At 70.1% G+C, this 26,754-nt stretch carries 23 protein-coding genes and 1 pseudogene; 16 read left to right on the top strand and 8 right to left on the bottom strand.

What is annotated here, in order from left to right; genetic code table 11:
* Window positions 1–32: 32 nt before the first annotated feature.
* Window positions 33–1,073, bottom strand: a complete 1,041-nt coding sequence (locus A4X17_RS05705; RefSeq protein ID WP_064294696.1) for a LacI family DNA-binding transcriptional regulator — start codon at window positions 1,071–1,073, stop codon at window positions 33–35.
* 150 nt (window positions 1,074–1,223) lie between these two features.
* Between A4X17_RS05705 and A4X17_RS05700 the strand changes: the two are divergent.
* The 4 genes and pseudogenes from A4X17_RS05700 to A4X17_RS05685 all read left to right on the top strand — a co-directional run bounded on the left by A4X17_RS05700 (window position 1,224) and on the right by A4X17_RS05685 (window position 5,788).
* Window positions 1,224–2,605, top strand: a pseudogene (locus A4X17_RS05700) (extracellular solute-binding protein).
* Complete coding sequence (locus A4X17_RS05695; protein WP_082915952.1) at window positions 2,605–3,555, top strand: carbohydrate ABC transporter permease; 951 nt, start codon at window positions 2,605–2,607, stop codon at window positions 3,553–3,555. Before A4X17_RS05700 ends, A4X17_RS05695 begins: the two are co-directional and overlap by 1 nt.
* 8 nt (window positions 3,556–3,563) lie before the next feature.
* Window positions 3,564–4,397: a carbohydrate ABC transporter permease gene (locus tag A4X17_RS05690; protein ID WP_064294695.1), complete on the top strand. Its 834-nt coding sequence runs from the start codon at window positions 3,564–3,566 to the stop codon at window positions 4,395–4,397.
* A 53-nt stretch (window positions 4,398–4,450) separates the two neighbouring features.
* Complete coding sequence (locus A4X17_RS05685) at window positions 4,451–5,788, top strand: glycoside hydrolase family 32 protein (protein ID WP_064294754.1); 1,338 nt, start codon at window positions 4,451–4,453, stop codon at window positions 5,786–5,788.
* A 63-nt stretch (window positions 5,789–5,851) separates the two neighbouring features.
* Here the strand turns inward: A4X17_RS05685 and A4X17_RS05680 are convergent, their stop codons facing one another.
* Window positions 5,852–6,688, bottom strand: a complete 837-nt coding sequence (locus A4X17_RS05680; protein WP_064294694.1) for an alpha/beta fold hydrolase — start codon at window positions 6,686–6,688, stop codon at window positions 5,852–5,854.
* Window positions 6,689–6,826: 138 nt separating this feature from the next.
* Window positions 6,827–8,458 (bottom strand): LuxR C-terminal-related transcriptional regulator, encoded by a 1,632-nt coding sequence (locus A4X17_RS05675; protein WP_064294693.1) that lies wholly within the window; start codon window positions 8,456–8,458, stop codon window positions 6,827–6,829.
* Window positions 8,459–8,632: 174 nt separating this feature from the next.
* On the opposite strand from A4X17_RS05675, the gene A4X17_RS05670 reads away from it, so the two are divergent.
* Both A4X17_RS05670 and A4X17_RS05665 read left to right on the top strand, forming a co-directional pair.
* A complete protein-coding gene (locus A4X17_RS05670) occupies window positions 8,633–11,752 on the top strand; it encodes a DUF11 domain-containing protein (protein WP_197479024.1) in 3,120 nt (1,039 codons plus the stop codon).
* 83 nt (window positions 11,753–11,835) lie between these two features.
* Window positions 11,836–12,396 carry a hypothetical protein gene (locus A4X17_RS05665; protein WP_064294691.1) on the top strand — a complete coding sequence of 187 codons (561 nt, stop codon included), beginning with the start codon at window positions 11,836–11,838 and terminating at the stop codon, window positions 12,394–12,396.
* A 6-nt stretch (window positions 12,397–12,402) separates the two neighbouring features.
* Here A4X17_RS05665 and A4X17_RS05660 read toward each other — a convergent pair whose 3' ends face one another.
* Complete coding sequence (locus A4X17_RS05660) at window positions 12,403–13,020, bottom strand: amino acid deaminase (RefSeq protein ID WP_157583350.1); 618 nt, start codon at window positions 13,018–13,020, stop codon at window positions 12,403–12,405.
* A gap of 150 nt (window positions 13,021–13,170) precedes the next feature.
* Here A4X17_RS05660 and A4X17_RS05655 point away from each other — a divergent pair, with 150 nt between their 5' ends.
* Genes A4X17_RS05655 through A4X17_RS05625 form a run of 7 tightly spaced genes read left to right on the top strand, consistent with a single transcriptional unit; the run spans window position 13,171 to window position 19,903 of the window.
* The gene (locus A4X17_RS05655; RefSeq protein ID WP_064294689.1) at window positions 13,171–13,878 is read left to right on the top strand and encodes an HAD family hydrolase; all 708 of its coding nucleotides are present in this window, start codon (window positions 13,171–13,173) and stop codon (window positions 13,876–13,878) included.
* A gap of 31 nt (window positions 13,879–13,909) precedes the next feature.
* Window positions 13,910–14,920 (top strand): phosphate/phosphite/phosphonate ABC transporter substrate-binding protein, encoded by a 1,011-nt coding sequence (phnD, locus tag A4X17_RS05650; protein WP_064294688.1) that lies wholly within the window; start codon window positions 13,910–13,912, stop codon window positions 14,918–14,920.
* Between the two features lie 39 nt (window positions 14,921–14,959).
* Window positions 14,960–15,784: a phosphonate ABC transporter ATP-binding protein gene (gene phnC, locus A4X17_RS05645; RefSeq protein ID WP_064294687.1), complete on the top strand. Its 825-nt coding sequence runs from the start codon at window positions 14,960–14,962 to the stop codon at window positions 15,782–15,784.
* Entirely contained in the window at window positions 15,781–16,614 is an 834-nt protein-coding gene (gene phnE / locus A4X17_RS05640; protein ID WP_064294686.1) for a phosphonate ABC transporter, permease protein PhnE, read from the top strand. Before phnC ends, phnE (A4X17_RS05640) begins: the two co-directional genes overlap by 4 nt.
* Window positions 16,611–17,486 carry a phosphonate ABC transporter, permease protein PhnE gene (gene phnE, locus A4X17_RS05635; RefSeq protein ID WP_082915950.1) on the top strand — a complete coding sequence of 292 codons (876 nt, stop codon included), beginning with the start codon at window positions 16,611–16,613 and terminating at the stop codon, window positions 17,484–17,486. Before phnE (A4X17_RS05640) ends, phnE (A4X17_RS05635) begins: the two co-directional genes overlap by 4 nt.
* Complete coding sequence (locus tag A4X17_RS05630; RefSeq protein WP_064294685.1) at window positions 17,467–18,339, top strand: MurR/RpiR family transcriptional regulator; 873 nt, start codon at window positions 17,467–17,469, stop codon at window positions 18,337–18,339. The genes phnE (A4X17_RS05635) and A4X17_RS05630 overlap by 20 nt, the downstream gene beginning before the upstream one ends.
* A gap of 55 nt (window positions 18,340–18,394) precedes the next feature.
* The gene (locus A4X17_RS05625) at window positions 18,395–19,903 is read left to right on the top strand and encodes an ABC transporter substrate-binding protein (protein ID WP_157583348.1); all 1,509 of its coding nucleotides are present in this window, start codon (window positions 18,395–18,397) and stop codon (window positions 19,901–19,903) included.
* A 14-nt stretch (window positions 19,904–19,917) separates the two neighbouring features.
* Here A4X17_RS05625 and A4X17_RS05620 read toward each other — a convergent pair whose 3' ends face one another.
* Window positions 19,918–20,547: an isochorismatase family protein gene (locus tag A4X17_RS05620; RefSeq protein WP_064294683.1), complete on the bottom strand. Its 630-nt coding sequence runs from the start codon at window positions 20,545–20,547 to the stop codon at window positions 19,918–19,920.
* Between the two features lie 94 nt (window positions 20,548–20,641).
* Between A4X17_RS05620 and A4X17_RS05615 the strand changes: the two genes are divergently transcribed.
* Entirely contained in the window at window positions 20,642–21,757 is a 1,116-nt protein-coding gene (locus tag A4X17_RS05615; RefSeq protein WP_157583346.1) for a hypothetical protein, read from the top strand.
* Between the two features lie 15 nt (window positions 21,758–21,772).
* On the opposite strand, the gene A4X17_RS05610 is transcribed toward A4X17_RS05615, so the two are convergent.
* Complete coding sequence (locus tag A4X17_RS05610) at window positions 21,773–22,285, bottom strand: hypothetical protein (protein ID WP_082915949.1); 513 nt, start codon at window positions 22,283–22,285, stop codon at window positions 21,773–21,775.
* Window positions 22,286–22,400: 115 nt separating this feature from the next.
* Here A4X17_RS05610 and A4X17_RS05605 point away from each other — a divergent pair, with 115 nt between their 5' ends.
* The gene (locus tag A4X17_RS05605; RefSeq protein WP_064294753.1) at window positions 22,401–22,955 is read left to right on the top strand and encodes a GNAT family N-acetyltransferase; all 555 of its coding nucleotides are present in this window, start codon (window positions 22,401–22,403) and stop codon (window positions 22,953–22,955) included.
* Between the two features lie 50 nt (window positions 22,956–23,005).
* Here the strand turns inward: A4X17_RS05605 and A4X17_RS05600 are convergent, their stop codons facing one another.
* Together A4X17_RS05600 and A4X17_RS05595 are read right to left on the bottom strand one after the other, a co-directional pair.
* Complete coding sequence (locus tag A4X17_RS05600; RefSeq protein ID WP_231884296.1) at window positions 23,006–24,268, bottom strand: glycosyl hydrolase; 1,263 nt, start codon at window positions 24,266–24,268, stop codon at window positions 23,006–23,008.
* Between the two features lie 4 nt (window positions 24,269–24,272).
* Window positions 24,273–25,316 (bottom strand): LacI family DNA-binding transcriptional regulator, encoded by a 1,044-nt coding sequence (locus A4X17_RS05595; protein ID WP_064294680.1) that lies wholly within the window; start codon window positions 25,314–25,316, stop codon window positions 24,273–24,275.
* A 140-nt stretch (window positions 25,317–25,456) separates the two neighbouring features.
* On the opposite strand from A4X17_RS05595, the gene A4X17_RS05590 reads away from it, so the two are divergent.
* Complete coding sequence (locus A4X17_RS05590) at window positions 25,457–26,740, top strand: ABC transporter substrate-binding protein (protein ID WP_064294679.1); 1,284 nt, start codon at window positions 25,457–25,459, stop codon at window positions 26,738–26,740.
* Window positions 26,741–26,754: the final 14 nt, after the last annotated feature.

Raw genomic sequence — 26,754 nt, 5'->3', positions numbered from 1 at the left:
CTCTCTCTGCTGGGTCCTGGGTTCGGGTGGCGTCAACCGGCGTCGGTCGACACCGCGGCGATGAGCGAGTCGCGCTCGATGATCGGCATGGTGACCAGCTCGTGTCCGAGGGCGTGCTGACCGAGGAGCATCGAGGCTCCGAGCGCGCCGATCTCCTGGTAGGGCAGCCGTGCGGTGGTGAGGCCCGGGCGCAGGTAGCCGGCGAGGATCTCGTCGTCGAAGGAGACGACGGAGACGTCCTGCGGAATCCGACGTCCCTGTTCGAGCAGCACCTGGTAGGCACCGAAGGCGACGCCGTCGTTCGCCGCGAGGATGGCCGTGACGTCCGGGTGGCGCTCGAGGAGCGTGGCCGTCGCCTCGTAACCGGGTTCCGGCTGCCACTCGACGATGTCGACCCGAGCAGGTTCGATCCCGGCCTCCGCGAACGCCGCGGCGATGCCTGCGAAGCGGAGTGCCACCGTGGCCGTCTGTCGCGGATCGTTGATGACGTCCTGCGGCAGGTCGCCGACCACGCCGATCCGTCTGTGGCCCGCGTCGACGAGCCGTTTCGCGACCGCGTACCCGGCCGCACGTTCGTCGGGCAGGACGTTCGCGTGTCCCGAGGAGGACGCTCCGTTGAGCACGACGACGGGGACACCGGTCGAGGTGGCGGGGAGGTCGATGAGGCGGGCGCCGAGGAGGCCGATGAGGATGCCGTCGACCCGGTGGTCGATCATCGTCTCGAAGGCGCGGGCGAGACCACCTTCGATCCCCTCGGTCTCCGCGATGAGCATCGTGTGGTCGTGGGCCTTCGACACCTCGAGCGCACCGCCGATGAGCCCCGAGGCGTGCCGGGTGAGCGTGACCTCGTCGGAGATGAACCCGATCGTCCTGGTCTTCCCGCGGCGCAGCACCTGGGCCGCGGGGTTCGGGCGGTAGTCGAGCTCCGCTGCGGCGGCGCGTACCCGTTCGACGGCGTCCGCGGACAGCCGGGAACCGGGGCGGTCGTTCATGATCATGCTCACCGCGGCCTTGGACATGCCCGCGCGCTCCGCGACGTCCGCGAGGGTCGTGCGGCGGCGTTGCGTGGACATGACACTCCCTCGTGCGGTTTGCTGAATCAGTTCAGCATATCGCGCGGAGCTGTGTTATGTTTCGTCTGCTGAATCCGTTCAGCACCTCCATTCACGGCTCATCGTCCGCGCCCTGCGAACGGTCGGCCCCGATTTCGCAGGAGCAACAACGTGGTTGATCTGAGTCGCAGGGCGGCACTCGCCCTGCTCGGTCTCGGTCTGGCGGGCACGGCCATCTCCTGGCCGCGCCTCACCGGCGGAGACATCCCCGGCCGAGGTGACGACGCCCTCACCGTCGCCCTCTTCGGCACCGCCCAGGACGCCGCTGCCCGGCAGTCGCTCGTGGACGGCTTCCAGAAGCTGCACCCCGACATCCCCGTCCGGATCATCGCGATCCAGGGCCAGGACTGGGGCAACTTCTTCGCCAAGATCCTCACGATGGTCGCGGCCGGCACCCCGCCGGACATCGTGTCGGTCGCCACGGAGGGCACGCAGCTGTTCGCCGAGCGACTCGCCCACCCGATCGACGAGTACGTGCAGCGCGACGCCGCCGAGCTGCAGGAGTACTTCGACGACGTGAACCCCTCGCTCATCGAGTCGTTCATGTACAAGGGCAACCTGTTCCAACTGCCCGACAACTTCAACGCGGCGAACATGTACTACAACACCTCCGCGTTCGAGCGGGCCGGCCTCGAGCGCCCGCGCGACGACTGGTCGGTCGAGGACTTCTTCACCGTCGGCCGCACCATGCAGGCCAGTGCCCCGGCTCGTTCCTGCCGTACTTCTGGAACAACCGTCTCTGGGGCGGCGTCGTGCCCTGGTTGTACATCAACGACACGAGCTTCCTCACTGAGGAGAAGGCACCCGGCGGCGACTGGATGTGGTCGAAGTTCTACCCGGACGAGACCCCGCGTGGTGGCGGATACCTGTGGGAGAACGCCGACGCACTCAGCGACCGCACCGTCGAGAGCTTCGAGGTCCTGCAGCGCATGGTCTCCGAGGGCATCGCCGCGAACCCCGCCCAAGGCGGCGGCAACGAGCTCGTCTCGCTCTTCTCCCGCGGCTCGGTCGGCATGACGCCGGCCGGCGGGTTCTGGGTCAAGGGCCTCAACGACGCCGGCCTGGGCGACGACGAGTACGACGTCACCTACTTCCCGAAGATGCGCGGCCAGCGCCACCAGTTCGGAGCCGGCGGCTACGCGATGATGCAGACCTCCGAACGGAAGGACGAGGCGTGGGAGTGGATGAAGTACTGCATCTCCGTCGAGGGCATGTCGATCGCACACAGCCAGCCCGACTCGTCACTGCCCCGGAGGTCGCTCAACGCCGAGCTGTACGGCGGTGACATCGGCCCGAAGCACTGGGAGGTCTTCTACGACACCCTCGACCGGTTCCCGACGACCGGCCCGATGCCCGCGCCACCCCAGCAGGCTGCCGTGGAGTCGGCTCTCATCAAGAACGTGGTCGGCACGATCACGAACGGCCCGAACGGCGTCCGCCGCGGCCTCGAGACGATGCAGCGGGACCTCGAGCTCGCGCTGAAGGGACGATGATGGCACTGCAGTCACCGACGGCGACCCGGGCACTGGTCGTCCCGCCCGAGGCCAAGACCGGACGGCGCAAGCGTGCCCCTCGCGGCAGCCGACTGCTCGTCTGGGTGTTCCTCGCCCCGACGCTCATCGGCCTCGGACTCTTCAGCTTCGTCCCGATCATCGGGTCGTTCGTCCTCGCCTTCTTCCGGTGGGACATCATCTCGGCACCCGAGTTCGTCGGCGTCGGCAACTTCGTCGACCTCGCGGCCAACCCCACGGTGCGCGTGTCCTTCCTGAACACGGTCGGCTTCGTCGTGGTGGCGGTGACGCTGCAGCTCGCCGTCGCCCTCCTGCTCGCGATACTCGTGCAGTCGCGGATGCCGGAATGGCTTCGCACCTTCTTCCGCTCCGCGCTGTTCTTCCCGTTGGTGCTGTCGGCCGCGTCCGTCTCGCTCGTGATGTCGTACCTGTTCAACCAGGAGTTCGGTCTCGTCAACGAGTTCCTCGGACTCTTCGGCGTCGGGAACATCGGCTGGCTGACGACCGGGTTCGGCGCGAAGATCGTCGTCCTCCTCGTGTACGTGTGGCAGAACTTCGGCTTCACCTTCCTGCTCTTCATCGGAGGACTCGCCGCGATCCCGCGCGAGGTCTACGAGGCGTCGTCGCTCGACGGCGCGTACGGCTGGAGCCAGTTCCGGAACGTCACCCTGCCCCTCGTGAGCCCGACCATGCTCGTCGCCTCCGTCATGGCCATCATCAGCGCCCTGCAGATCTTCGACCAGCCGTACGTCCTCACGCGAGGTGGGCCGGGAGACGACACCCGTACCGCGGTGATGGTGATCTACGAGTCCGCGTTCCAGCAGCTCGACTTCGGTCTCGCCGCAGCGATCGGCATCGTGCTGACGCTCCTGATCATGCTCGTCACCGCCGCACAGTTCCGGCTGAGCAAGCGTTTCGTCTTCTACGGATGAGGTCCCAGATGTCCATCGCAGCAGTCACCCCCGACTCATCACGCCGCCGACTCGCCACGGCCGGGAAGTTCCTCGTCCTCGTCATCGCCGCGTTCCTCACGCTCGCTCCGGTGGTGTGGACGCTCATCACGGCCCTCACCCCGGCGAACGTCGCCACCGGGCAGACCGAGTTCGGCCCGGGCGCGTTCATCGACGTCTTCCAGAAGATCCCGATCCTGCTCTACACGTGGAACAGCGCGCTCGTGACGCTCCTCATCGCAGCCGGGCAGATGCTGAGTGCTGCCATGGCCGGCTACGTGTTCGCGCGCTTCGACTTCGGCGGCAAGCGCATCCTGTTCGGCCTCATCCTCGCCACGATGATGGTGCCGATGCAGGTGACGATCGTCCCCGTGTTCATGCTCATCCGCGGCATGGGACTTTCGGACACGCTTCTCGCGCTCATCATCCCGATGATCCCGACGGCGTTCGGCACCTTCCTCATGCGGCAGTACTTCATGGGGTTGCCGCCGGAGCTCGCCGAGGCGGCGCAGATCGACGGGGCGGGACCGTGGAAGATCTTCTTCCGCATCTACCTGCCGCTCGCCGCCCCGGGCCTCGCGATCGTCGGCATCCTCGCGTTCAACTACCACTGGAACGAGTTCTTCCGACCATTGATCCTCACGATCAGCGAGCAGAACTTCACCCTCCCGCTCGGGCTCGTGACCCTGCAGGGCAACCTCGGCACCGGGTCGGTCGCGACCGTCCTCGCCGGTGTCGTCCTGTCCATGATCCCGGCTGCGCTGGTCTTCGTCTTCGGCCAGAAGCCGCTGCGCGAAGGACTCACCGCCGGCGTCAGCAAGTGACCGGCACCACCGCCCTCCCCTCGATCCGACTGATCTCGAACCGAAAGGAAGCCATGACCGGCCTCCACGCAACGCACGTCCTCGACCGCGGCTTCCCGCTGCTGCACCCTCGACCCGAGACCGGGTGGTTGAACGACCCCAACGGCATCATGTTCGTCGACGGTCGCTGGCACGTCTTCTTCCAGTACAACCCGGGGTCGGCCAGGCATGAGGACATCCACTGGGGTCACGTGAGCTCACCGGACCTACTCGCCTGGGAGGAGCACCCGGTGGCCCTGGCTCCACGCCCTGGCACCACCGACGGCTTCGGCTGCTGGAGCGGTGTCGGGGTCGTCGATCGGGGCCGGCCGGCCGTCGTGTACTCGGGCGCGCGTGATCGACACGGGTTCTCGGAGGTCGTCGTCGTCCACGGTTCGGCGGATGCGCAGGACTGGAGCGGCGAACGTGTCGTCGCGGCCTCGCTCCCCGCCGATGAGCGCGTGACGATGGTGCGCGACCCGTTCCTCTTCGAGTCGGGTGGGCGCCGCTGGGCGATCCAGGGCGCGGGTCGCTCCGACGTCGGTGGCGCACTGCTCCTCTACGGCGTCGACGACCTCGACGCCTGGACCGAGGAGGGGTACCTGCTGACGGCCGAGGCACCGGTCGTCTCGGAGCTCGCTCCGTGCGAAGGGTGGGAATGCCCACAGCTCGTGCGGGTCGGCGACGACTGGGTGCTGCTGGTGTCGCTGTGGCTGGATGGACAGCCGCACCGCGGGGTGGCCTGGGTCCTCGGATCGATGGAGCTCGACGACGCCACCGGGCGACCCGTGTTCAACGCCCGGCGGACCGGCATCATCGACGAGGGGTCGAGCTTCTACGCCCCGCAGGCCGTGCAGTCCGACGGTTCGGACGGCCAGCCTGAGCGGGTGCTCCTCTGGGGCTGGGCCCAGGAGATCGCACCCGATGGCGTGCGCGGCCGGACGCAGGCGGACACCGACGAGCAGGGATGGTCGGGCATGCTGACGTTCCCGCGCGAGCTCGTGGTCCGCGGCGACGAGGTCGAGCTGATCCCGGCGCGGGAGCTGACGAGGCTCCGGGCCGAGGTCGTCGACGCGGCGGAACTCCCTGATCAGGCGGAGGTGCGACTCACAGGCGCAGGCACGGTCTCCCTCGAGCTGGAGGGCTCGGACACGCAGCTGATCTGGCGGGGCGAGCTGGCCGAAGGCGACGAGGTCCGGATCCTCATCGACGCGTCCATCGTCGAGATCCACCACACCGGGCACCCCGCTCGGACCTTCCGCTCGTATCCGGCCGATGGCGAGCGGTACGCCGTGCGGCACGACGCGGCCGTGCGGAGCGAAACGTGGTCGCTGGCCCTCCCCACGGCAGGCGGCGTGTCGGCGTCCCACTGACCCGGAGACGCGGTGACGCGCAGCGCTGGGTGCGCCGCGCGTCACCGCATGCGGTTGCCGGACCTACTTCGCGAGGAACTCGAGGACGGCCCGGTTCCATTCCTCCGCGTGGCTGACGTTGACGCCGTGCGGCGCACCCTCGACGACGTACAGCGTCGACGACGGGATCGCCGCGTGCGTCCGTGCACCGGAGCCCTCGAAGGGGACGGTCGCATCGCTGTCGCCGTGGATGACGAGGGTCGGGACGGTGACGTTCGGCAGGTCGTCGCGGAAGTCGGTGTTCGCGAACGACGCCATGGCCTCGAGCGCGGCGGGCTTGAACGCCTGGTGCGCGAGCGCGAGAGCCTCCTGACGCTGCTCCTCCGTGACCTTCAGCTCGCCGTCCACCGAGAAGAAGTCGGTCGTGAACTGGTCGTAGAACGCGTCCTGATCCGCCGTGAGCCCGGCCGTCATCTTCGCGGCCTCGGAGACCGGGAGGGGCCCGTCAGGGTTTCCGGCCGTCTGCAGCAGGTACGGCGGAACCGCGGAGGCGAAGACCGCGCTGTGGATGCGCTCCGAACCGTGGCGGCTGAAGTACCGGGCGACCTCACCGCCACCCATCGAGAACCCGACGAGCGTCACGTCGCGCAGGTCGAGCGCTTCGAGCACCGCCTGCAGGTCGTCGGTGAGCCGGTCGTAGCCGTAACCGGTGAGCGGCTTGTCGCTGCGACCGAAGCCGCGGCGGTCGTAGGTGATGACGCGGTAGCCTGCGGCCTCGAAAGCCGGGACCTGTTCCTTCCACGACGCACCGGACAGCGGCCAACCGTGGATGAGGACGACCGGGCGTCCCGTGCCACCGGTGTCGTCGACGTGCAGGTTCGTGTCCTTCAGCAGGCCGTGGTGTGCGGTGATCTCCGTCATGGTGCTCCTCTCACGGGCCGCGGGTCGCGGCCACTCAGACCAGCTTCGGCGGAGGCGGTGCGAGCGGATGGGGGCTTGCGAACCGCGAGGCGATGTCCTATCCGCTGAAGACTCCGGCGACGTGGCGACCAGAGACGTTCACCGCTCGGTCGGAAGCAGCCCCAACCGCCGCGCGGTGGCCAGCGCGTCCTCGCGGGAGTCGACGCCGAGCTTCCGGTAGACGTTCCGGAAGTGGAACTTCACCGTGTTCGCGGACACGTACAGCGCCTGCGCGATGTCCTGCCTGGTCCGGCCCTCCGCGGACAGCTGCAGGATCCGGCGCTCGGTGGCGGTGAGCTCCACGAGCTGCACGGTCTCCGGCGTCGGCTCGGGACTCGAGGCGAGCGTCCGCTCGATCCACGCGTGGGTCGCACTGGGCGACATCGTGCCGAGGAGGTGTCGGAGCGGCCTGCGCGGCGCGACCACGAAGGGCGTGAGCATCCCGGTCCGCGCCGTCGTGGCGATCGCCTGGAGGAGGTGCCGCCGACCGTCCTCGTCCGAGTCGTCGGCGAGCGCCGAGGTGATGAGCAGCTCCGTCTGCGCACCGGCGTCGATGTGCTCCTCCGCGAGCCCGGCGGTGGCGAGTTCCCGCGCGAGGGGTTTACGGTCGGTCAGGAGCGCGAGCCGCGAGGCGACCGCCGCGGTGTGGGCGTTCCGGTCACGACCGTCGAGGAGGACGCTGGCCTCCGTCGGGCGGTCGAGGGCGAGGAGGAGTGACGCTTCCACGGCGTCGAGGAGTCGCTCCGATCCGGCATGACGCAGGCTGCGACCGGCGAACACGCGGGTGCGCTCGATGAGCTGGAGCGCCGCCCGTCGATCGCCCCACAGGAGTGCGTGCTGCGCCTGCGCGTAGGTGATGAACGGGGCCCAGGACCGCTCACGGTTGACCTGGAGCTCCAGCGTCGCGAGCGCAGCCTCCGCCGCCGCACGGTCGACGCGGGCGATGGCGATCAGCGCCCGGGCGATGGACCCGGACAGTTGGACCAGGGGCACCATCCACCCATGGGCGCCGCCCCCGTCGTCGTGGCGCTCGAGCCAGCGGTCCGCCTCCACGATCTCGCCGCGCACCGCATAGAGCAGGGCGAGCTTGCCGGAGGCGTCCCCGCCGTTCCGGCCGTCCCAGGACTCGTGCCGGAGCTCGTACGCCTCGCGGAGGACGAGGCTCGCCTCGTGGAGGTCTCCCACGAGCAGTTTCGTGATCCCCACCTGCAGCAGGGCGGTGGGGACGCGGGGCGCGAACTCGGTCGGGCGGTGCACGCGGGCTCGTCGCGCGAGCTCCTCGGTGATCCGCGCGTAGTGCAACGCCCGCTGGTGCCGGCCGTGCACGCGGTAGGCGATCATGAACGCCGTCGATGCGCTCAGGCTGATGCGCGCGAGCTCGGAGCGGGCGCGGTCACGGATGTCGTCGGGATCAGTCGGGAGCTGGAACCGCCCCACCGACTGGTCGAGTGCGTCGGTCTCCCCGCGGATGTTGAGCCGGATCTCGCGGACGGCGAAGACGATGGGGTGGTTCGAGAGCACGCGCGCCGGGAGCGCCAGCAGCGCGCGGTCGAGCGTCGCGAGGTCCAGCGCCATGAGGATCCCCCACTCGTACTCGATCACTGAGACGACCGTGTCCCAGTCCTCCTCCTGGATGGCCGTGGTGAGGAGACGGGTGACCGGGGCGACGTCCGTGGGATGGAGGAACCCCGCCCCGAGGGAGGGAAAGTACCTCTTCCAACCGGTGTGCACGGGTCAACCCTAAGTGACCGTCACCTGTCGGGGAACACCCGGGGCAGGATGCGGGGTGGTCTTTGGCCGATCCGCCCGGACCGCGTCGGGGTTGCCGCTCTACTGATCCTCGGCCCCACAGCTGGGGCCAGGTTTTCGGCGGGCGCACCGCCGCTTCACGGGGAGGCAACACACATGCAGCAGCACACGGGTCGAAGGGGTCACCGCGCACGGTGGCGGAACCGGTGGGGGGCACCGTCCGCCGGTCGCGCGACCATGGGGATCATCGGGGTGACCGTCCTGTCGGCGCTGTCGCTCGTCGGGGTCGGCTCGAGCGCGCAGGCGCTGCCGGGGACGCCGGGAACGCCGCAGACGGGCTCGGTCGTCTACACCGAGGACTTCGAGAACGGCGTGACGTCGCCGACGTACCTCGAGGACTACGTCGGAGCCGACGGCACGCGGTACACCGCCGACGCCTCCTGGCGCGACCACACCCAGTGCAACGGCAACATCACGAGCTTCGCCTCGTCCGCGGAGCCGCAGTGCCTCGCGGCATCGGCGTCCGGTGAAGGGCGCACGCGGCAGCTCGCCTGGGCCCTCGGCGCCGGCGACACGGCCAACCACTCCGTGAGTGCCTGGACCTCGCAGCAGAACCTCACGATGAACCCGCCGAACGCGGTCGAGTTCGCGACCGTCGACCCGATCGCGCTCACGAGCGCCGGCCGGTACCTCACGACCTCGGTGGATCTCGCTGCGGTGTCCTGCAACGCGGCGCAGCAGCCCGTCCTCGAGTTCTTCCTCACCGACGACCAGGGCGGCGCGCACTCCGTCGGGGCCGTCAACGGCTGTACCGCAGCCGGCTCCCGGTCCGTCACCGCACCGGCGACCGGTGCCGCAGGGGCGGAGAACGTCCGCGTCGGCACCTACGTCTCGCCGGGAGCGGTCCTGCTCCCCGGGGCCACCGTCGGCATCGTCGCCCGCAACCTGACCGGTGGCGGCACGGCCGGCAACGACCACGCCTTCGACAACATCCAGGTGCTCGACGTCTCCCCGCAGTTGGACAAGTCGTTCAGCCCGGCGAGCGTCGTCGCCGGTGAGACGTCCACGCTGACCCTCACGATCACCAACACCGACGAGCTCGCGGCGAAGAACGGGTGGTCGTTCACGGACGCGCTGCCCGCCGGCCTGACGATCGCCGACGGCGACGCGTCGACCACCTGCCCGTCGGGTGTCGTCACCGCGCCCGAGGGCGGCTCGTCGATCGACGTCACCGGGAACCTCAGCCAGGGCATGACCTCCTGCGCCGTGACCGTCGAGGTCACGTCGCCCGTCGCCGGGACGTTCACGAACGGGCCCGACAACATCACGAGCGTGGGCCTCAACCCGCCGGCTGACGCCACGGTCGAGTTCGTGCCGCAGGCTCCCGCGATCACCGTCGTGAAGTCCGCGTCCCCCGCAGCGGCGGAGTACGCCGTCGGCGACGAGATCACCTACTCGTTCCTCGTCACCAACACCGGCAACGTCCCGCTCACCGACGTCCAGGTCGACGAAGGCGCGTTCACCGGGACCGGTGACCTCTCCGACGTCGTCTGCCCGCCGGGAGCGGCGACGCTCGCACCCGCGGCGGCCGTGACCTGCGAAGCCACCTACACGATGACGCAGGCCGACATCGATGCCGGTACCGTCTCGAACTCGGCCACCGCGACCGGGACACCGCCGCAGGGCCAGCCGCCGGTCTCACCGCCGTCCGAGGTCACCATCCCGGGCGTGGCCCAGGCCCCGGCGCTCACCGTCGCGAAGTCGGCGACGCCGACCACGGTCGCGAACGCCGGCGAGGACGTCACCTACTCGTTCCTCGTCACCAACACCGGCAACGTCACCCTGACCGACGTCTCGATCATCGAGGGCGAGTTCACCGGCACCGGCGAGCTGTCCGACGTGGTCTGCCCGGCCGCGGCGGGCTCGCTCGCTCCGGCGGCGACCGTCACCTGCGAAGCGAGCTACACGGTCACGCAGGGCGACGTCGACGCCGGCTCCGTGACCAACTCGGCGACCGCGACCGGCACCCCGCCGACAGGCGGCACTCCCCCGGTCTCACCGCCGTCGGAGACCACGGTCGAGTTCCCGGCAGCGCCCGCCATCACGGTGGCGAAGTCCGCGACGCCGACCACGGTCGCGAACGCCGGCGAGGACGTCACGTACTCGTTCCTGGTCACCAACACCGGCAACGTCACCCTCGCCGACGTCCAGATCGTCGAGGGCGATTTCACCGGAACCGGTGAGCTGTCCCAGGTCGTCTGCCCGCCCGCGGCAGGCTCGCTCGCTCCAGCTGCGACCGTCACCTGCGAGGCCACCTACACGGTGACCCAGGCCGACGTCGACGCGGGATCGGTCACGAACAGCGCGACCGCGACCGGCACCCCGCCGAACGGTGGCACTCCCCCGGTCTCGCCGCCGTCGGAGACCACCGTCGCGTTCCCGGCGACACCTGCCATCACGGTCGTGAAGTCGGCCGATGCGGTGGCTCAGGACGGCCTCGCGGTCGGCCAGGTCGTCACCTACTCCTTCCTCCTCACCAACACCGGGAACGTCACGCTGACGAACCCGACGGTGGTGGAAGGGGAGTTCTCCGGCGCCGGCGAGCTGTCCGACGTCGTCTGCCCGGCCGAAGCCGCTTCGTTGGCACCGGGCGCGACGATCACCTGCGAGGCCACCTACACGGTCGTGCAGGCCGACGTCGACGCGGGGCTGATCACGAACTCGGCGACCGCGACGGCGACACCGCCGAACAGCGTGAACGGTGTGCCGCCGGTCTCGCCGCCGTCCGAGGTCACGATCCCGTCGCCGCCCGTCCCCGGTCTCTCGGTGGTCAAGACGGCAGACGTCGAGCGGGCCACGACCGCAGGACAGGTCATCATCTACTCGTTCCAGGTGACGAACACCGGCAACGTCACGCTGCGTGACGTCGCGGTCCAGGAAGGTGACTTCACCGGCACGGGCACGCTCTCCGCGATCACCTGCCCGACCGGCACGGCGCTCCTCGCCCCCGGGCTCCAGGTCGTCTGCACCGCGACCTACACGGTCACCCAGGCTGACCTGAACGCGGGCTCGATCCGCAACACCGCCTTCGGGACCGGCGTGACGCCGGGCGGCGAGTCGTTCGCCTCCGGTCCGTCCACGGCCATCGTGAGCACGCCGGGTCCGGTGCTCGCCTCGACCGGAACGACCGTGGCACCGCTGGTGGTCGGGGCGGCGGTCCTGCTGCTGCTCGGTACCGGGCTCGTCATCCGACGCCGCCTCGTCACCGGGCGCTGACCCGGACCTGACCGATCGGGCGGGTCGGGCCTTCGGGCTCGGCCCGCCCGTCGTCCTGCCACCACCACTACCCTGTTGAGGCCATGAGATCCGCGACCACCACGACCCTGCTGCGCTGTGCGGCCTTCGGCGCCGTCGGTGCCGTCATCCTCGTCCTCGTCAGCCCGCTGACGTCGACCGCCGCGGTGCTCAACCCGGTGCTCTACGCCGCGATCGCCGCCGTCACGATGGTGATGCCGATGCTCGCCAGGCGCTGGACGGGCGTCCCCGGTGCGACGGTGCTCACCGCAGCCGTCACCGGGCTCCTCGCACTGCCCGTCACGGCCCTCGGCCCGGCGATCATCGTCGCGCTCGTCGTTCCGGCGGCGGCGATCGACCTGGTGCTCGCCCGCCGCCGTCACCCCGCCCGCGTGACGACCTGGCTTGCGGCGGCGGCCGGCGGCGTCGCGATCTGGGCGCTGTCCTTCGCGGTGATCTCGCCCGACCTCATCTCGCCGGTGCTCGTCATCGTGCTGCTCGCGGTCCGTGTCGTGAGCTACGTCCTCGCCATGGAGCTGGCCGGTCTCGTCGCCGGTCGCCTCCGCCGATCCGGCGTGCGATCCGTGCGTCGCGGCGATGCCCGCCCAGGATCCTCCGACGGCTGATCCGGATCAGGCTTCGGGGGCCGCGTTCCACCGGGGGCGGTCGGGGTCGGCGTCCCACTCCTCCAGCACCGCTGCTTCGGAGGCGACCGGGAAGGTCGTGATCAGGCGCTCGTCGATGCCGTACACGAGCGCGACGGCGTCGGTGTCCGTCGGGTCGCCGAGCCCCAGAACCATCCGACCGGACGGGCCGTCGGCCGTCCGTACCGGTCGTGCGAGCAGGTCCTGCGCGGCCGCCGCCACCCGCGACAGCAGGGACGACGCACGGGCCCACGGGACGAACTCGTCGTCGGGGAGTCCGAACGCGCGCGCGAGCGTTCCGTCCAGCCAGCGGTCGCGCTTCAACCCGTACGGCGTCGGGACCGACGAGAGCAGGTAGCCGTAGACGTGGAGGAGCCCGGCGTTCCCGACCGGCCAGGCCGCGGCGAGGCCGGCGCGCGCATGGAGTGCCTCGAACAGCACACGAGGGATCACGGGCCCGCCCGTGTGCTCGTCGATGACGGTCGACGCACCCCACGAGGCGAACCGGCGGGCCGCCGCGTCGTCGTCGATCGCCGCACCCAACCAGGAGTACTCCTCGAGCACGGTCGAGGAGTCGGTCTCTGCTCGTCGTGCGAGCTCCGTCATCATCACAGCACCACAGCATAGGCGGCTCGTGCGTCGGTGAATTCACCCGCCGTTCACCCGCCATGGTGATTACGTCCACACTCGCCGTCCATGATGGACGGAGCGTCCGCAGGAGCGGCCGTGTGAACGACCCGCTCAGAAGGAGCGCCTGTGGCCCCCACCATCCTCTTCGATTTCGACGGCACCCTCGCCCTCGGCGACGGGCCGATCACGGCCTTCGCCCGCGCCATCGCCGAGCGCACCGGCGACTCCGAGTTCGCGATGCGCGCCGAGGCCGCCCTCGCCGCGTTCGCGAACGGCGAGACCGACGCCCGCGACGGGTACGACGCCGTGACCCGGATCGCCCGCGAAGCCGGCGTCGGCGCCGACGTCATCGGCGCGTCCTACGACGACTCCCGCGCGCTGCTCGGCTCGAGCGAAGCGGCGGTCACCTCCCCCGAGGGCCTGCCCGCATTCCTCGAGACACTGGGCACCCACGCCCGACTCGTCCTGGCCACGAACGCCCCCGGCGACGGCATCACGGCGCTCCTCCAGTCCTGGGGCGTCGCCGAGGCGTTCGACGCCGTGCACTTCACCGTCGGGAAGCCGGCAGGCCTCGTCCCGCTCATCCGCGACGCGCTCGCCGCCGGCCCCGTCCTCGCCGTCGGCGACATCGTCGAGAACGACCTCGCTCCCGCCGCCGAGCTGGGCGCCGACACCGCCCTCGTCGGCGCGACCTTCGAGCGCTCGACGGCCACCGCCACGATGCGTGGGCGATCGCTCGCCGATCTGTACGAGCAGATCATCGCCTGGGCCGCAGCAGCATCGCGCCTCCCCGACGCCTCCCAGACCTCCATTCCCGCTCCGTCCGCCTCCTGATCACCCTCCACCCTCGAAAGGCATCCCGAACATGCGCAAGACCCTGCTCCTCACCGGCGTCGCGGCCGTCGCCGCCCTCGCCCTCGCCGGCTGCAGCCCCGCCGCCTCGTCGCCGTCGGCCACGGGCACGGCGTCCTGGCCCGACTCCATCACCATCTCGCTCGTGCCATCGGTGGAGGGCGAAGACCTCGCCGAAGCACTCGACCCGCTCACCAGCTACCTGTCGGAGAACCTCGGCATCGAGGTCAACGGGGTCGTCGCGACCGACTACGCCGCGACCGTCGAGGCCCTCGGCAGCGACCAGGCGCAGGTCATCATCACCGACGCCGGCTCGCTCTACAACGCGACCGAGCGCTACGACGCGAACCTCGTCCTGCGCGACGTCCGCTTCGGCGCGACCTCGTACGCGTCGGTCGCCTACACGAACAACCCCGATAAGTACTGCGCCGAGGCTCCGGTCATGGTCACCTACGCGGCGAGCGACACCCCGCTCTCGTACTGCAACGGCATCGAGCCCGGCGCCGACGCTGCGACCGGCTCCGGGCCGGCCGCGCTGAAGGCCCTCGACAAGATCTCGAAGGGCACTAAGATCGCCCTGCAGGCCGCGACCTCACCCGCCGGATACCAGTACCCCGTGGTCGCCATGCGTGACGCCGGCATCGACACGGACGCCGACATCACCCAGGTGCCGGTCGAGGGCAACAACAACGCGGTCCTCTCCGTCTACAACGGCGACGCCGAGGTCTCGTTCGGCTACTGGGACGCGCGCACGACCGTCCTCAAGGAGGCGCCCGACGTCGCCGACAAGGTCGTCGCGTTCGCCTACACCGAGATGATCCCCAACGGCGGCGTCGCGGTCTCGAAGTCGCTCCCGGCCGACCTCACGAAGCAGCTCACCAAGCTCATGGCGGGCTACGCGGACTCCTCCGACGCGGCGAAGCAGGTCATGTTCGACCTCGTCGGCCTCTCTGGCTGGACCGACAAGACCGCACCGGACGAGATCACCCGCTACGGCGAGATCCTCGACCAGTTCTCGAACTGACCCGCTCCAACCGATCGACCCTCTCCAGGAATCCGGTGCATGAACACTGATCAGCATCGCGCGGAGGCCCGAGCCCAGCTCGCGGCCTCCGCGTCGTGGTCCATCCGTCTCGACGACGTCTCGGTCACCTACCCGAACGGCACGAAGGCGCTCCGCAACGTCTCACTCGACATAGCCGCCGGGGAGATGGTCTCCGTCGTTGGGCTCTCCGGCTCCGGCAAGTCGACGCTCATCCGCACGATCAACGGCCTCGTGCCGGCGACGAGCGGGACCGTCGCCGTCGGGCCGCACACCGTCACCGGTCTGCGCGGCAGGCAGCTCCGTCGGCTGCGCGGGCGCGTCGGCATGATCTTCCAGGGCTTCAACCTGGCCGACCGGACGAGCGTGTACCGCAACGTGCTCGTGGGCCGGTTCGCCAGCACCCCGACGTACCGGAACCTCCTCGGCCTGACCACCGCCACCGACCGGGAGCTCGCTCTGCGCTCACTCCAGTCGGTCGGCATGCTCGACAAGGTCTGGACCCGCGCGGCGCAACTCTCCGGTGGGCAGAAGCAGCGGGTCGCGATCGCCCGCGCCCTGACGCAGCAGCCGAGCGTCATGCTCGCCGACGAGCCCGTCGCGAGCCTCGACCCGCCGACCGCGCACACGGTGATGAACGACCTGCGCCGGGTGAACACCGAGACGGGCCTCACGGTGCTCGTGAACATCCACCTCATGGACCTCGCTCGCACCTACACGACCCGCATGATCGGGCTCCGCGACGGCGAACTCGTCTACGACGGCTCCGCAGCCGACGCGACCGAGGCGGACTTCGAACGGATCTACGGTCGCCCCATCCAGCCCGACGATCGGCTCGACCGATGACGGCGACCAGCACCGACCGGAAGCTGCCGCCTGGGACCGACTGGCAGCTGCCGCCCAGGCCGAGCACCCGGCTGCGGACCGCGCTCATCATCGGGGCCGTGGCCGCCTTCACGATCGCCACCTGCCTCCCGGCGATCGGCGGCGTACAGCTCGACTTCGGCGCGCTCATCTCCCACTGGGACAACGGCTCCGGTCTGCTCCTCCAGCTCTTCCAACCCGACTTCGCCTTCCTGCCACGGACGGTGCAACCGATGCTCGAGACGCTGCAGATGGCGCTCGTGGGTGCGGTGGCCGCTGCGCTGCTGTCCGTTCCGCTGACGCTGTGGGCGGCGGCCCCGACGAACCCGAACGGCCTGTCGCGTCGCATCCTGCGCGCGATCGTCAACGTCGTCCGAGCGGTGCCCGACCTCGTCTACGCGACCATCCTCGTCGCCATGGTCGGCGTCGGTGCGCTGCCCGGCCTCCTGACGCTCTTCCTCTTCGACCTCGGCATCATCGTCAAACTCGTCTCCGAGGCGATCGACTCCGCCGACCACCCGTACATCGAGGCCGGCAAGGCCGCCGGTGGGACGCAGACGCAGATCAACCGCGTCACCGTCCTCCCGCAGGTCTGGCCGCTGTTCGCGAACCAGTGGCTGTACACCCTGGAGCTCAACGTCCGCATCTCCGCCATCCTCGGCATCGTGGGCGCCGGCGGCATCGGTCGGCTGCTCGACGAGCGGCGGGCGTTCTACGCCTACGACGACGTCTCGGTCATCGTCCTCGAGATCCTCGTCGTGGTCGTCCTCATCGAGGTCGCGTCCAACCTGTTGCGGAGGCGACTCGTATGACCGCGACCGATCCGAGCACCGTGCTCCCCCGCCGTCCCTCGCGGCTCGTCCCGACCCTCGCGGCCGTCGCCGTCGGGATCGTCGTCATCGCCGCGACCGCCGGCTTGCCGATCGACTGGCGCGACCTCGGGACCGTCCCGGCGCAGCTCGTGCACTTCGGCGGGCTCATGTTCGAGAGCCCGAACTGGGAGAAGCTCCCGCGGGCCCTCACCGAGATGTGGCGGTCGATCTCGATGGCCTGGATCGGCGCGATCCTCTGCGTCCTCGTCTCGATCCCGCTCGGCATGCTCGCCGCCGGGTCGGTCGGTCCGGTCTGGCTGCGGCTGCCGCTGCGCGGGGTGTTCGCCGTCATCCGCGCGGTCCCGGAGGTGATCATCGCCCTCATCCTGCTCACGATCACCGGACTCACCCCGTTCACGGGCGCGCTGGCGCTCGGGATCGCCGGCGTCGGCACCCAGGGGAAATGGGTCTACGAGACGATCGAGTCCGTGCAGGAGGGCGCCTCGGAGGCCGTCCGCGCTGCCGGAGGCGGTACCGCCGAGGTGACGCGCTGGGCGCTCTGGCCCGCCGCCGCCCCGGCACTGCTGTCACTCGCGCTCTACCGGTTCGAGATCAACATCCGCACCTCGGCGGTCCTCGGGCTCGTCGGCGCAGGCGGGATCGGCAGCATGCTGGCGAACTACACCAACTATCGCCAGTGGGATACAGTCGGGATGCTGCTGATCGTGGTGGTCGTCGTGACCATGACGATGGACGCGATCTCGGGTGCCATCCGACGCAGGATCACCCGTGGCCCCGGCATCGCCCGCACCACCCGTACCGCCCTTCCCGCCCGCACGACGAGGAGCCGCAATGTGGACAGGGTCCGCTGACGCCCCGCCGACGGCCAGGATCGCGATGCTCGCGCCGTCGCTCCAACCCAGCGAACGCCGGGTGGCCGAGACGGTGGCCGAGGACATCGAGGCGAGCATCGAGCGCACCGCCCAGGAGGTCGCCGACCTCGCCGGTGTCGGCCGCGCCACGGTCATCCGCACCGCGCAGTCGCTCGGGTACGAGGGCTACCCGCAGCTGCGGGTCGCCCTCACCCGCGAGGTCGCGCTCGGGACACCGACCACCCGCGACGACGGCGACGACACGATGCTCGGCACCCTCCGCGGGGCCATCGACCACTTCGCCGGTCGCCTCGGCCAGACGACGTCGGCGATGACGGAGGAGACGCTCGAACGGTTCGTCCGCGTGCTCGACGAGGCGCCGAGACTGCTCATCGCGGCGAACGGCCTCTCCTCACCGCTCGGTTCCGATCTGGCGATGCGGCTCATCTCCGCAGGCCGGCCGGCCGAGTACCTGCCCGACTCGCTCGGGCAGCAGATCGCCGCCACCCACCTCGGCCCGGGCGCGGCGTGTCTGGTCCTGTCGGGCTCGGGCGCGAACCGGGCGTCCGTCGACGTGGCCGCGGCAGCTCGGGCGAGTGGCGCGACCGTCCTCGCGATCACCTCCTTCCCGCGCTCGGCCGTCGCCGAACTCGCGGATGTCGCGCTCGTGGTCGCTCCCATCGACGCGACCTTCCGGGACGAACTCGTGCACACCTCCCGGGCGGCCATCATGCTCGTGACGGAATCCGTGGTCGGCCTGCTCGTGGGCCGACGGGGCGATCGTGCGCAGCGCGCCCAGTCGGCGACGCTCGCGGTCATCAGTGGTTCACTGTCGGACGACGCCTCGGACTGACCCGGCTCGGGCCGACCGGCTCGGACCGGTGCCGGGATCCGCGAGAATGTTCCCCATGCCCCGTCATCGACTGCGTCGTCACCTGCTCGCCGCCGTGATCGCGGCCACCGGTTCCCTCCTCGTCCTCACCGGCTGCGCCGGCCCGGCCACGACGCCGACCGCGGACACCGACGCGACACTCCGCGTGGGCCTCGTCCTCGAGCCCTCGGACCTGAACATCCGCACGACCTCCGGCGTCGCACTCGAACAGGTCCTCATCGACAACGTCTACCAGGGGCTGGTCTCGCGCACGACGGACAACGAGATCGTCGACACCCTCGCCGAGCGCCACGAGGTCAGCGCCGACGGGCTCACCTACACCTTCGTCCTCCGCGACGGCGTGACCTTCCACGACGGTGCTCCGCTCACCACCGCCGACGTGGTCGACTCGCTCACGCAGGTCCAGCAGAACGAGGCGTTCGTCGACCACCTCGACCTGGAGCAGCTCCAGAGCATCACGGCGGTCGACGAGCGCACCGTCCGGCTGCAGCTCAGCTCCCCCGACTCCGACCTGCTGTGGGCACTGACGGGTCGTGCGGGGCTCGTCCTCCAGGCCGGGGCGGACAACGACCTGTCGACGACGGCGAACGGCACCGGGCCGTTCACGCTCACATCCTGGAAGCAGGGCGACAGCATCACCGTCGAGTGGAACGACGACTACTGGGGTGACGCTCCGAAGGTCCAGGAGGTCGTCTTCAGCTACATCCCCGACGCGTCCTCGGCCGTCAACGCGACCCTCGCGGGCGAGGTCGACGTGCAGATCGGTCTCGACGCGAACCTGCGGGACCAGGTCGAGCGTGCCGACGGCCTGACGATCGTCGAGGGGAAGACGACCGACAAGTACACCCTCGCCTTCAACAACCAGCGCGCGCCCCTGAACGACCCCCTCGTCCGCCAAGCCCTCCGGACGGCGATCGACCACGCCGCCATCGTCGAAGCGGTCGGTGGCGCCGCGGCCCTGCAGTACGGACCGATCCCGGAGCTCGACCCCGGCTACGAGGACCTCAGTGACGTCGTGAGCTACGACCCGGACGCGGCGAAGGCGCTCCTCGCGCAGGCCGGCCAGGAGGACCTCGCGCTCACGCTCACCGTCCCGAACCACTACGGCACCGCCGCGACCAACGTCCTGGTGTCGCAGTTCAAGGCCGTCGGCGTCACCCTGACGGTCGACAGCGTCGAGTTCCCCACGTGGTTGAACGACGTCTACACCAACCACGACTACGACCTCAGTCTCGTGAACCACGTCGAGGCACGCGACATCCAGCACTGGGCGGACCCGGACTACTACTTCGGCTACGACAACCCGACGGTGCAGTCGTTGGTCGCCGAGGCCAGGGCTGCGACCGACCCCGCGGTCGCGGACGAACGACTCCGCGAAGCCGCAGCGCTGGTCTCGAAGGACCACGCCGCAGACTGGCTCTACACCGGGATCACCCTCACCGTCGTGCGCGACGGCGTGACCGGTTTCCCCACCGACTTCGTCAGTGAGCACCTCGACCTCCGGGACGTCGCCGTCACCGACTGATCGGCGGCGGGGTGCTAGTCGCGCTCGGCGGCGCGCGTGGCGGAGGACACCAGGTCGTCCTTCGGCAGCGCCGTGCCGTCCGTGAGGGCCTGCGTCCAGGACGCCGTCGTCGCCACGGCGGCGAAGTTCGAATCGAGCAGCGCCATGAGGGTCGTGTGGACCGTCTTCGCGTCGACGGACCCGGCCGCGTTCTCGAGGTTGATGGCTCCGGTCGCATCGGAGAGCACCTCGACGTCGATGCCGAGTTCCTCGGCGCCCGCCGCGGACGCGATGACGCAGTTGTTCGTCATGTACCCGACGAGCGTGACGGTGTCCACGCCCTGCTCGCGCAGCCACGCCTCGAGCTCGGTCCCGGCGAAGACCGAACCGTACTGCTTCACGACGCCCTTCCAGGACGGCTGCACCCGGCGGGCGACCTCGGGATGCAGCTCGAAGGCGCTCGTTTCCGGGTCGAAGACCGGTGCACCGCTGCCCGATGAGTGCTGGACGACAGCGACCGGGATTCCTGCGGCCGTCGCCGCGTCGATGGCGGCCGCAATCCGCAGGATCGACTCCTCGCGCGGCGGGTACTGGATCGCGAGCGGACCCGCGAAGTACTCCTGCTGGACGTCGATCAGGATCAGGGCGCGACGGGTCGTGGTCACAGGGGAACTCCTCGGTTCGGTGATGGCATCGGCACGACGCCGGTTCCATCCTCCCTCGGAACCGATCGACGCGCGCCACCGATAGTCTCGGCGCATGGGGATCAGGGGTGCGGGGATGCGGTCGGTCGGGATTAGTGCGGGACTCGCCGTGATGGTGGTGCTGTCAGTGTCGGCGTGCGCGTCGTCCGCGACGCCGAACGCGTCGCCGACCTCCGATGCACCGAGCACCCCGGCGTCGGCCGACCTCCTGGCGTGCAACGACCTCGCGTCGCTCGACACCGTCGCCGGCGTCCTCGCTGCTGAACCGGCTGACGTCGTCGAGGCCGTGCAGCCGTCCGACGCCGTCGATCTGGCCGTGCTGACGGCGGCCGGCGGGCTCGCCTGCTCCTGGCGGGTGGGCACCGGACAACAGATGATCGGCGATGGTGCGGGCGACTGGGCCTACCTCTCGATCGAGATCCTGCCGGGCGCTGCCGACGACTGGGCCCCGCCCTACGCCGGCGACACACCGTCCGAGGACACGAGGACGATCGCCGGTGTCGAGGCGACCACCTCGTCGGGCGAGACCGGATGGCGCGTGTCCGCTCCCGTCGGCTCGGCCTGGGTCGAGCTGTCGATCACCGCCTCCGGGCTGACCTCCACCGGCAGCCGATTCGAGGGCACGCCGGCGGGCGAGGTCCTCGACAACCTCGCCTCGGCGGCGGAGACCACCTTCTCGACGGTGGAGCCCGCCTCCGATGCTCAGCTCGCCTGGCCTGCGCTCGCGCCACGCGAGGGCGACGCGAGCTGCGACGGCGGGCTGGACGAGGCCGGGATCGTCTCAGCGCTGCAGTACGGCGAGGCCACCACCACCTACACCGTCATCGACCCACGGGCCCAGCCGATCGGCGATCTGGAGGATGCGGCGAGCGCCCGCGTCGGTGCGTTCAGCTGCGAACTCTTCGCTGAGGGTTTCGGGTACACCGACATCCTGGTCGTGCGCGACGGCGCGGCGATCATCGACGAGCTGGCAGCCCAGCCCGACATGGCGGCGGCGCTCGAGCCGGTCATCCTCGAGGGCGCGGTCGACGGCGAGTCGGCGTTCGTCGCGCGCCGCATGGACGGTCCGCGGTCGCCGCTCTACCTCAGCGTCGGTGAGACGTTCTACGCCGTGAGTTCCGGCGACGGTGCACAGACGGTCGCGGAGGCGATCATCGCCCAGACGCGGTGACGGCCGGCAGAGCGGTCACTCGGTGTCGAAACCGCAGGTCTGGATGGTCCAGGCGATGAACGCCTGGTAGTCCGGGTCGGTCGCGGCGCTCTGCACGGCCTGTGACTCGGTGAACCTCGGGTCGAGCCCGACGTCGGAGACGAGGCTGTCGGCCGGGAACTCGGCGAGGATCGCGGCGGTCTCCTCAGCGGAGGTCGCGAAGACCTCGGCGCCGGCTGCGACCTCGGCGCTCACGCCGTCCAGGGGCAGGAGGTCGCGGATCGTCGTGACCTGCGCCTGCACGGCTTCGAGGTCCTCGCCGACGGTGCCCGACTTCGCGGTCGCCGCCGCGCGGTTGGCCGCGCAGAACGCCGTGTAGTCGGCGGGCCCGTCCGCGGCATCGGCGGTCGCCGTGGCGGTGGGGGTCGACGACGGCGCCGCGGAGTCGCGATCCCCGCTGGACGGTGCCGAGCATCCGGCGAGGAGTCCGGCGACGAGGAGGCCGGAGCCCCAGACGAGGGCGAGTCGGCTGCGGTGCGGTGCGGTCATGAACGAGGTCCCCTTCAACGATCTACGAGTCGGCGACATCCATGTTGCCGTACCCGTGGGCGGTCCGGAAAGCCCGCTGCGCGGTGCGGAGCGCCATCTCGTATCGTTGATCGACGTGAGCACCTCCCTTCCCACGACCTACCCGCTGTCCACCGATCGACTCGTCCTCCGCCCGCACGAACCGTCGGACGTGGCCTGGTTGCTCGCGGTCTACGGACGGCCGGACGTCGCCACCTACCTCCTCGACGAGCCGTGGACGGAGGAGGTCGCGCGGACGAAGAGCGCCGAGCGGCTCAAGCGCACCGGCCTGAGCAGCCCGTCGCGTGCGCTCGCGCTCATCGTCGAGCACGAGGGTGCGCCGGTGGGCGAGGTCCTGCTCTGGTACACCGACCACGAGCGGGGCGTCGCCGAGATCGGTTGGGTCCTCGACCCGGCACACGGCGGCAAGGGGTTCGCGAGCGAGGCCGTCGGCGCGGTCCTCGACCTCGCGTTCAGCACGCCGGGGATGCACCGGGTCGCCGCGCAGATGGACGGCCGGAACACCGCATCGGCGCGGCTCGCCGAGCGGGTCGGCATGCGGCGCGAGGCCCACCTCCGGCAGGACTGGTGGAACAAGGGCGAGTGGACCGACACGGTCGTCTTCGGCCTGCTGGCGAGCGATCGCGACTGACGCCCGTCAGCCGACCTTCCCGACGACCGCACCGCGGTCGTCGGACTCCGTCATCGAACCGATCCCGCGCCGGGGACGGCGTGCACGTCGGTGATGCCACGCTTCGCCAGCGAAGCCGGATCCGCCGCGGTCCGAGACGTCACGACGGTGACCGGCTCGCCCTGTTCACGCAGCTCGTGCCAACGCTCGAACACGACGCCACCCGGCGCGAGGTCGGCCCGAGCGATCGGGAGGTCGTGCTCGTCCACATCGACGACGACGCCGACCGTGCGTGCGAGCACCCGGTCCCTCGCGCTGCCGCGCGCATCCGCGACGAGCTCGGCGAAGCGACGGCCGAGCGGCTTGACCGCGTTGTCCACGTCGAGCAGGCCGAGCGAGTACTCGAGGTCCTTGTAGTCGCCGAGCGACCGAGACACGTCGTGCGAGCACCACCAGGTGATCCCGTACAGACTGGGCGAGGAGAGCGCGGCCTCCACCGTCCGGGCCGCGAACTCCGGCATCTCGGTGTCCGCCAGGTTCATCGACGGAGCACCGACCTCCTGCAGCCACACCTGACGCCCCGAGTCGGTCGCGAACGCCTTCGACAGCTCGATCATCCACTCGGCGTGGCGGACGGATTGCGTGGACAGCCCGCCGTAGCGCTTCGCCGTGCCGTTGAAGATCCAGGAGTGCACGGTCGTGATGTCGCCGAGCCGCGAGGCGTGCACCGGGAGGAACGGATGCCCGTCCCGATACCAGAGGTGATCGTTCTCGCTGTGGGTGAGCAGGTGCCGGGGATCAGGGTCGACCGGCGCCTCCAGGAGTCTGGTCAACCAGTGCGCGACCTGATCGCTGTCAGCGGGCATCGCGGCCGGGTTCGGCGGCTGGAACTGGTTGAGCTCGTTGCCGAGGGTCAGGCCGATGAGGTTCGGGCGGTCCCGCACGGCGTCGTAGACGGCGGACACGAGCGCGGCCTGCGCGTCGACGGCGGCTTCGTCGACGAACATGTTGCCGTCGTGCCAGTTGACGAGCCAGGCCGGGACGAAGTCGAACCCGGACATGTGCCCCTGGATGACGTCGACGGCGATGTCGAGTCCGAACTCGGCGGCGAGGTCGGCCACGAGCGCGATGTCGTCCAGTGCCTGACGCCGGATGAGCGTCCGGTTCGGTTGCAACACCGGCCAGAGCGGGAACACCCTGACGTGGTCGAGACCGAGACCGGCCAAGGCCTCGAAGTCACTGCGGACGACGTCGGCGTCGATGCCCATCCACTGGAACATCCAGTCCTTGGAGGGTGTGTAGTTCGCTCCGAAGCGCGGAGTGTGGTCGGTCACGGTGTCACTCGTCCTTCTCGATCGGGGTCTGGTCCGGGGCCGGCACCCGTGCGGTGGATTCCCGCACGATGAGTCGTCGCGCTGAGACGGTCTGCGAGGCGACCCGCTCGCCGTTCACGAGCCGCTCGAGCAGTTTCACCGCCGTCCTCGCGCTCTCCTCGACGGGAGCGTCGAGCGCGGTGATGCGGGGACGCACGAGGGTCGACACCCACGAGTCCTCCCAGGCGATGACGGAGAGCTGCTCGGGGACCCGGACGCCCAGCTCCGGCGCATGCGCGATGATCTCAGCGGCCATCGCCTCGCTGTCGACGAGCAGTGCCGTGGCCGGGCCGGAGCGCCGCAGCACGTCGGCGACGGGATCCTCGGCGGACGGTTCCCAGTGCAGCACCGTCGGCGTCATACCCCGACGTTCCGCAGCCTCCACGAAGCGACGGTCTCGTTCCCTGGAGTGGACGAGGCCCGGAGAATCGCTCACGCGGGAGATCGCGCGGTGACCGAGTGCGGCGAGATGCTCCAGCACCTCCTCGTAGGCCGCGTCGTCGTGCACCGTGACGGCCGGCACGAGATCGTCCACCGGCGCACCGAGGAGGACGGCCGGCGCACCCAGCTCGCGCACCTGCAGGATCCGGGGGTCGTCGTCGCGGACGTCGACGAGCAGGAACGCGTCCACCCGCTGCTCGCTCCACCACTCGCGGTAGACGCGCTCCTCGTCGGTGTCCCGCACGAGCGTGAGCGACAACGACCAACCGATGGCTGCGAGAGGCTCGGTGAGACCGGCGATCAGCCGCATGAAGAAGGGGTCGCGCTCGAACGTGTCGCCGGAACGCGTCACGACGAGGCCGAGACTGCGCCCGCCGCGGCCGCTGACCTTGCGACTGGCGTAGTTCGGCCGCCAGTGCAGTTCGTCGGCCGCGCGGCGGATGCGGTCCGCTGTGGCCGTGGACACGTTCGGTCGTCCGTTGAACACGTGCGACACCGCCGACGGGGAGACCCCCGCGCGGGCGGCGACGGCGGCAATGGTCGCGCGAGCCGGTTTCTTGTCGTTCATCGTGTCCGAGAGTAGGGGCTTGACCGGATCTTGTAAAGCGGTATACATTGACCGCACGTTGATGTGTACCGCTACACAAGCGCCACGCGGAGAACACGATCACGTCCCATCCCGACGCACCGCAGCTCTCAGGAGGTCTCATGACCGATGGCATCAGCAGACGCACGTTCCTCGGCACGGTGATCGGGGGCGGGGTGATGATCCCCCTGCTCACGGGATGCGGCCCCCTCGTTCCAGCGTCCGGCACCCCCGGGTCGATCTCGGTGCACACGCAGTTGAGCGGAGCCGTCTCGGGAGCGCAGGTCTTCTCCGACGTCGTGGCCGCCTACTCCCGAGCGACCGACCGCGCCGTCGCCCTCTTGAAGAACGGCTCCGACCTCCCCATCGTCTTCGAGACGAGCTCGCTCGCGGGCAAGGAGGCGGACATCGCCATGGTGAACCTGCAGGGACGCACGCTCTCCTGGACCCGGCTCGGCGCCACGATCCCGGTGGAGGATCTGCTGGACGACTGGGGCCTCCGCGACAAGATCATCCCGGAGGCCCTCGAGGAGTGGACCGACGAGGACGGACACCTCCGCGCGTTCCCCTTCACCCGGACCAACTGGCCGGTGTCGTTCAACACCGGCCTGCTCGCGGAGGCGGGCGTCGAGTTGCCGACGACGTCCGACGAGCTCATCCTCGTCGCCGACGCCCTGCGGTCGAAGGGCATCGGGCCGGTCACCGTCGGAGGATCGGACTGGAGCGGGCAGAAGCTGTTCCTGCAGATCCTGCAGGGCTTCCTCACAAAGGACGAGGCCACCCGAGCGTTCTCCACCGGCAAGCTCTCCGAGTTCCCCGGAGCCGTCGCCGGCGTCGAGCACTTCGTCGAACTGCGGGATGCCGGCGTGTTCGTCGACAACGTGCAGGGGTACACCTCCGACTCGGAACTCACGCAGTTCAACACCCGGAAGGCCGCGATCGTGCCGGCGATGTCGTCCGCCCTCGCCCTCGTCCCCGCGGAGCGTGCGGCCGAGGTGACCGTCGGCGGGTGGCCGACACCCTCGCAGGGAGGCGTCGTCGACCATCCGACCGTCATCCAGAGCTACAACGGACACGGCATCTGGATCAGCGCGAACGGCGCGGAGAAGCTCGAGCTGCTGAAGCCCTTCATCCAGAACCTCTACTCCCCCGAGGTCACGAGCGAGTTCATCCTCGGCTCCGGTCGCGACATGAACCGGATCACGGACGTCGTGAGCACCGACTTCCCCCTCGTCGCGCAGGCCTCGCAGCTCACCACCGATCAGGTGACCCCGGTCATGCTGCCCGATCTGCTCATCCCCGATGCGGTCTTCGAACCGATGATCCGGGTGACCGCGATGGCCTACGGCTCCGCGAGCGCCGACCAGATCATCGACCGGTTCGAGCAGGCCTACGACGCGGCCTGAGGGCCCGAAAGGAC

The organism is Plantibacter sp. H53 (assembly GCF_001650455.1).
In the GTDB taxonomy this organism is placed as follows: Bacteria; Actinomycetota; Actinomycetes; order Actinomycetales; family Microbacteriaceae; genus Plantibacter; species Plantibacter flavus_A.
The sequence above is the reverse complement of the archived record's forward strand: the minus strand, read 5'-3'. Positions and strand labels throughout refer to the sequence as shown.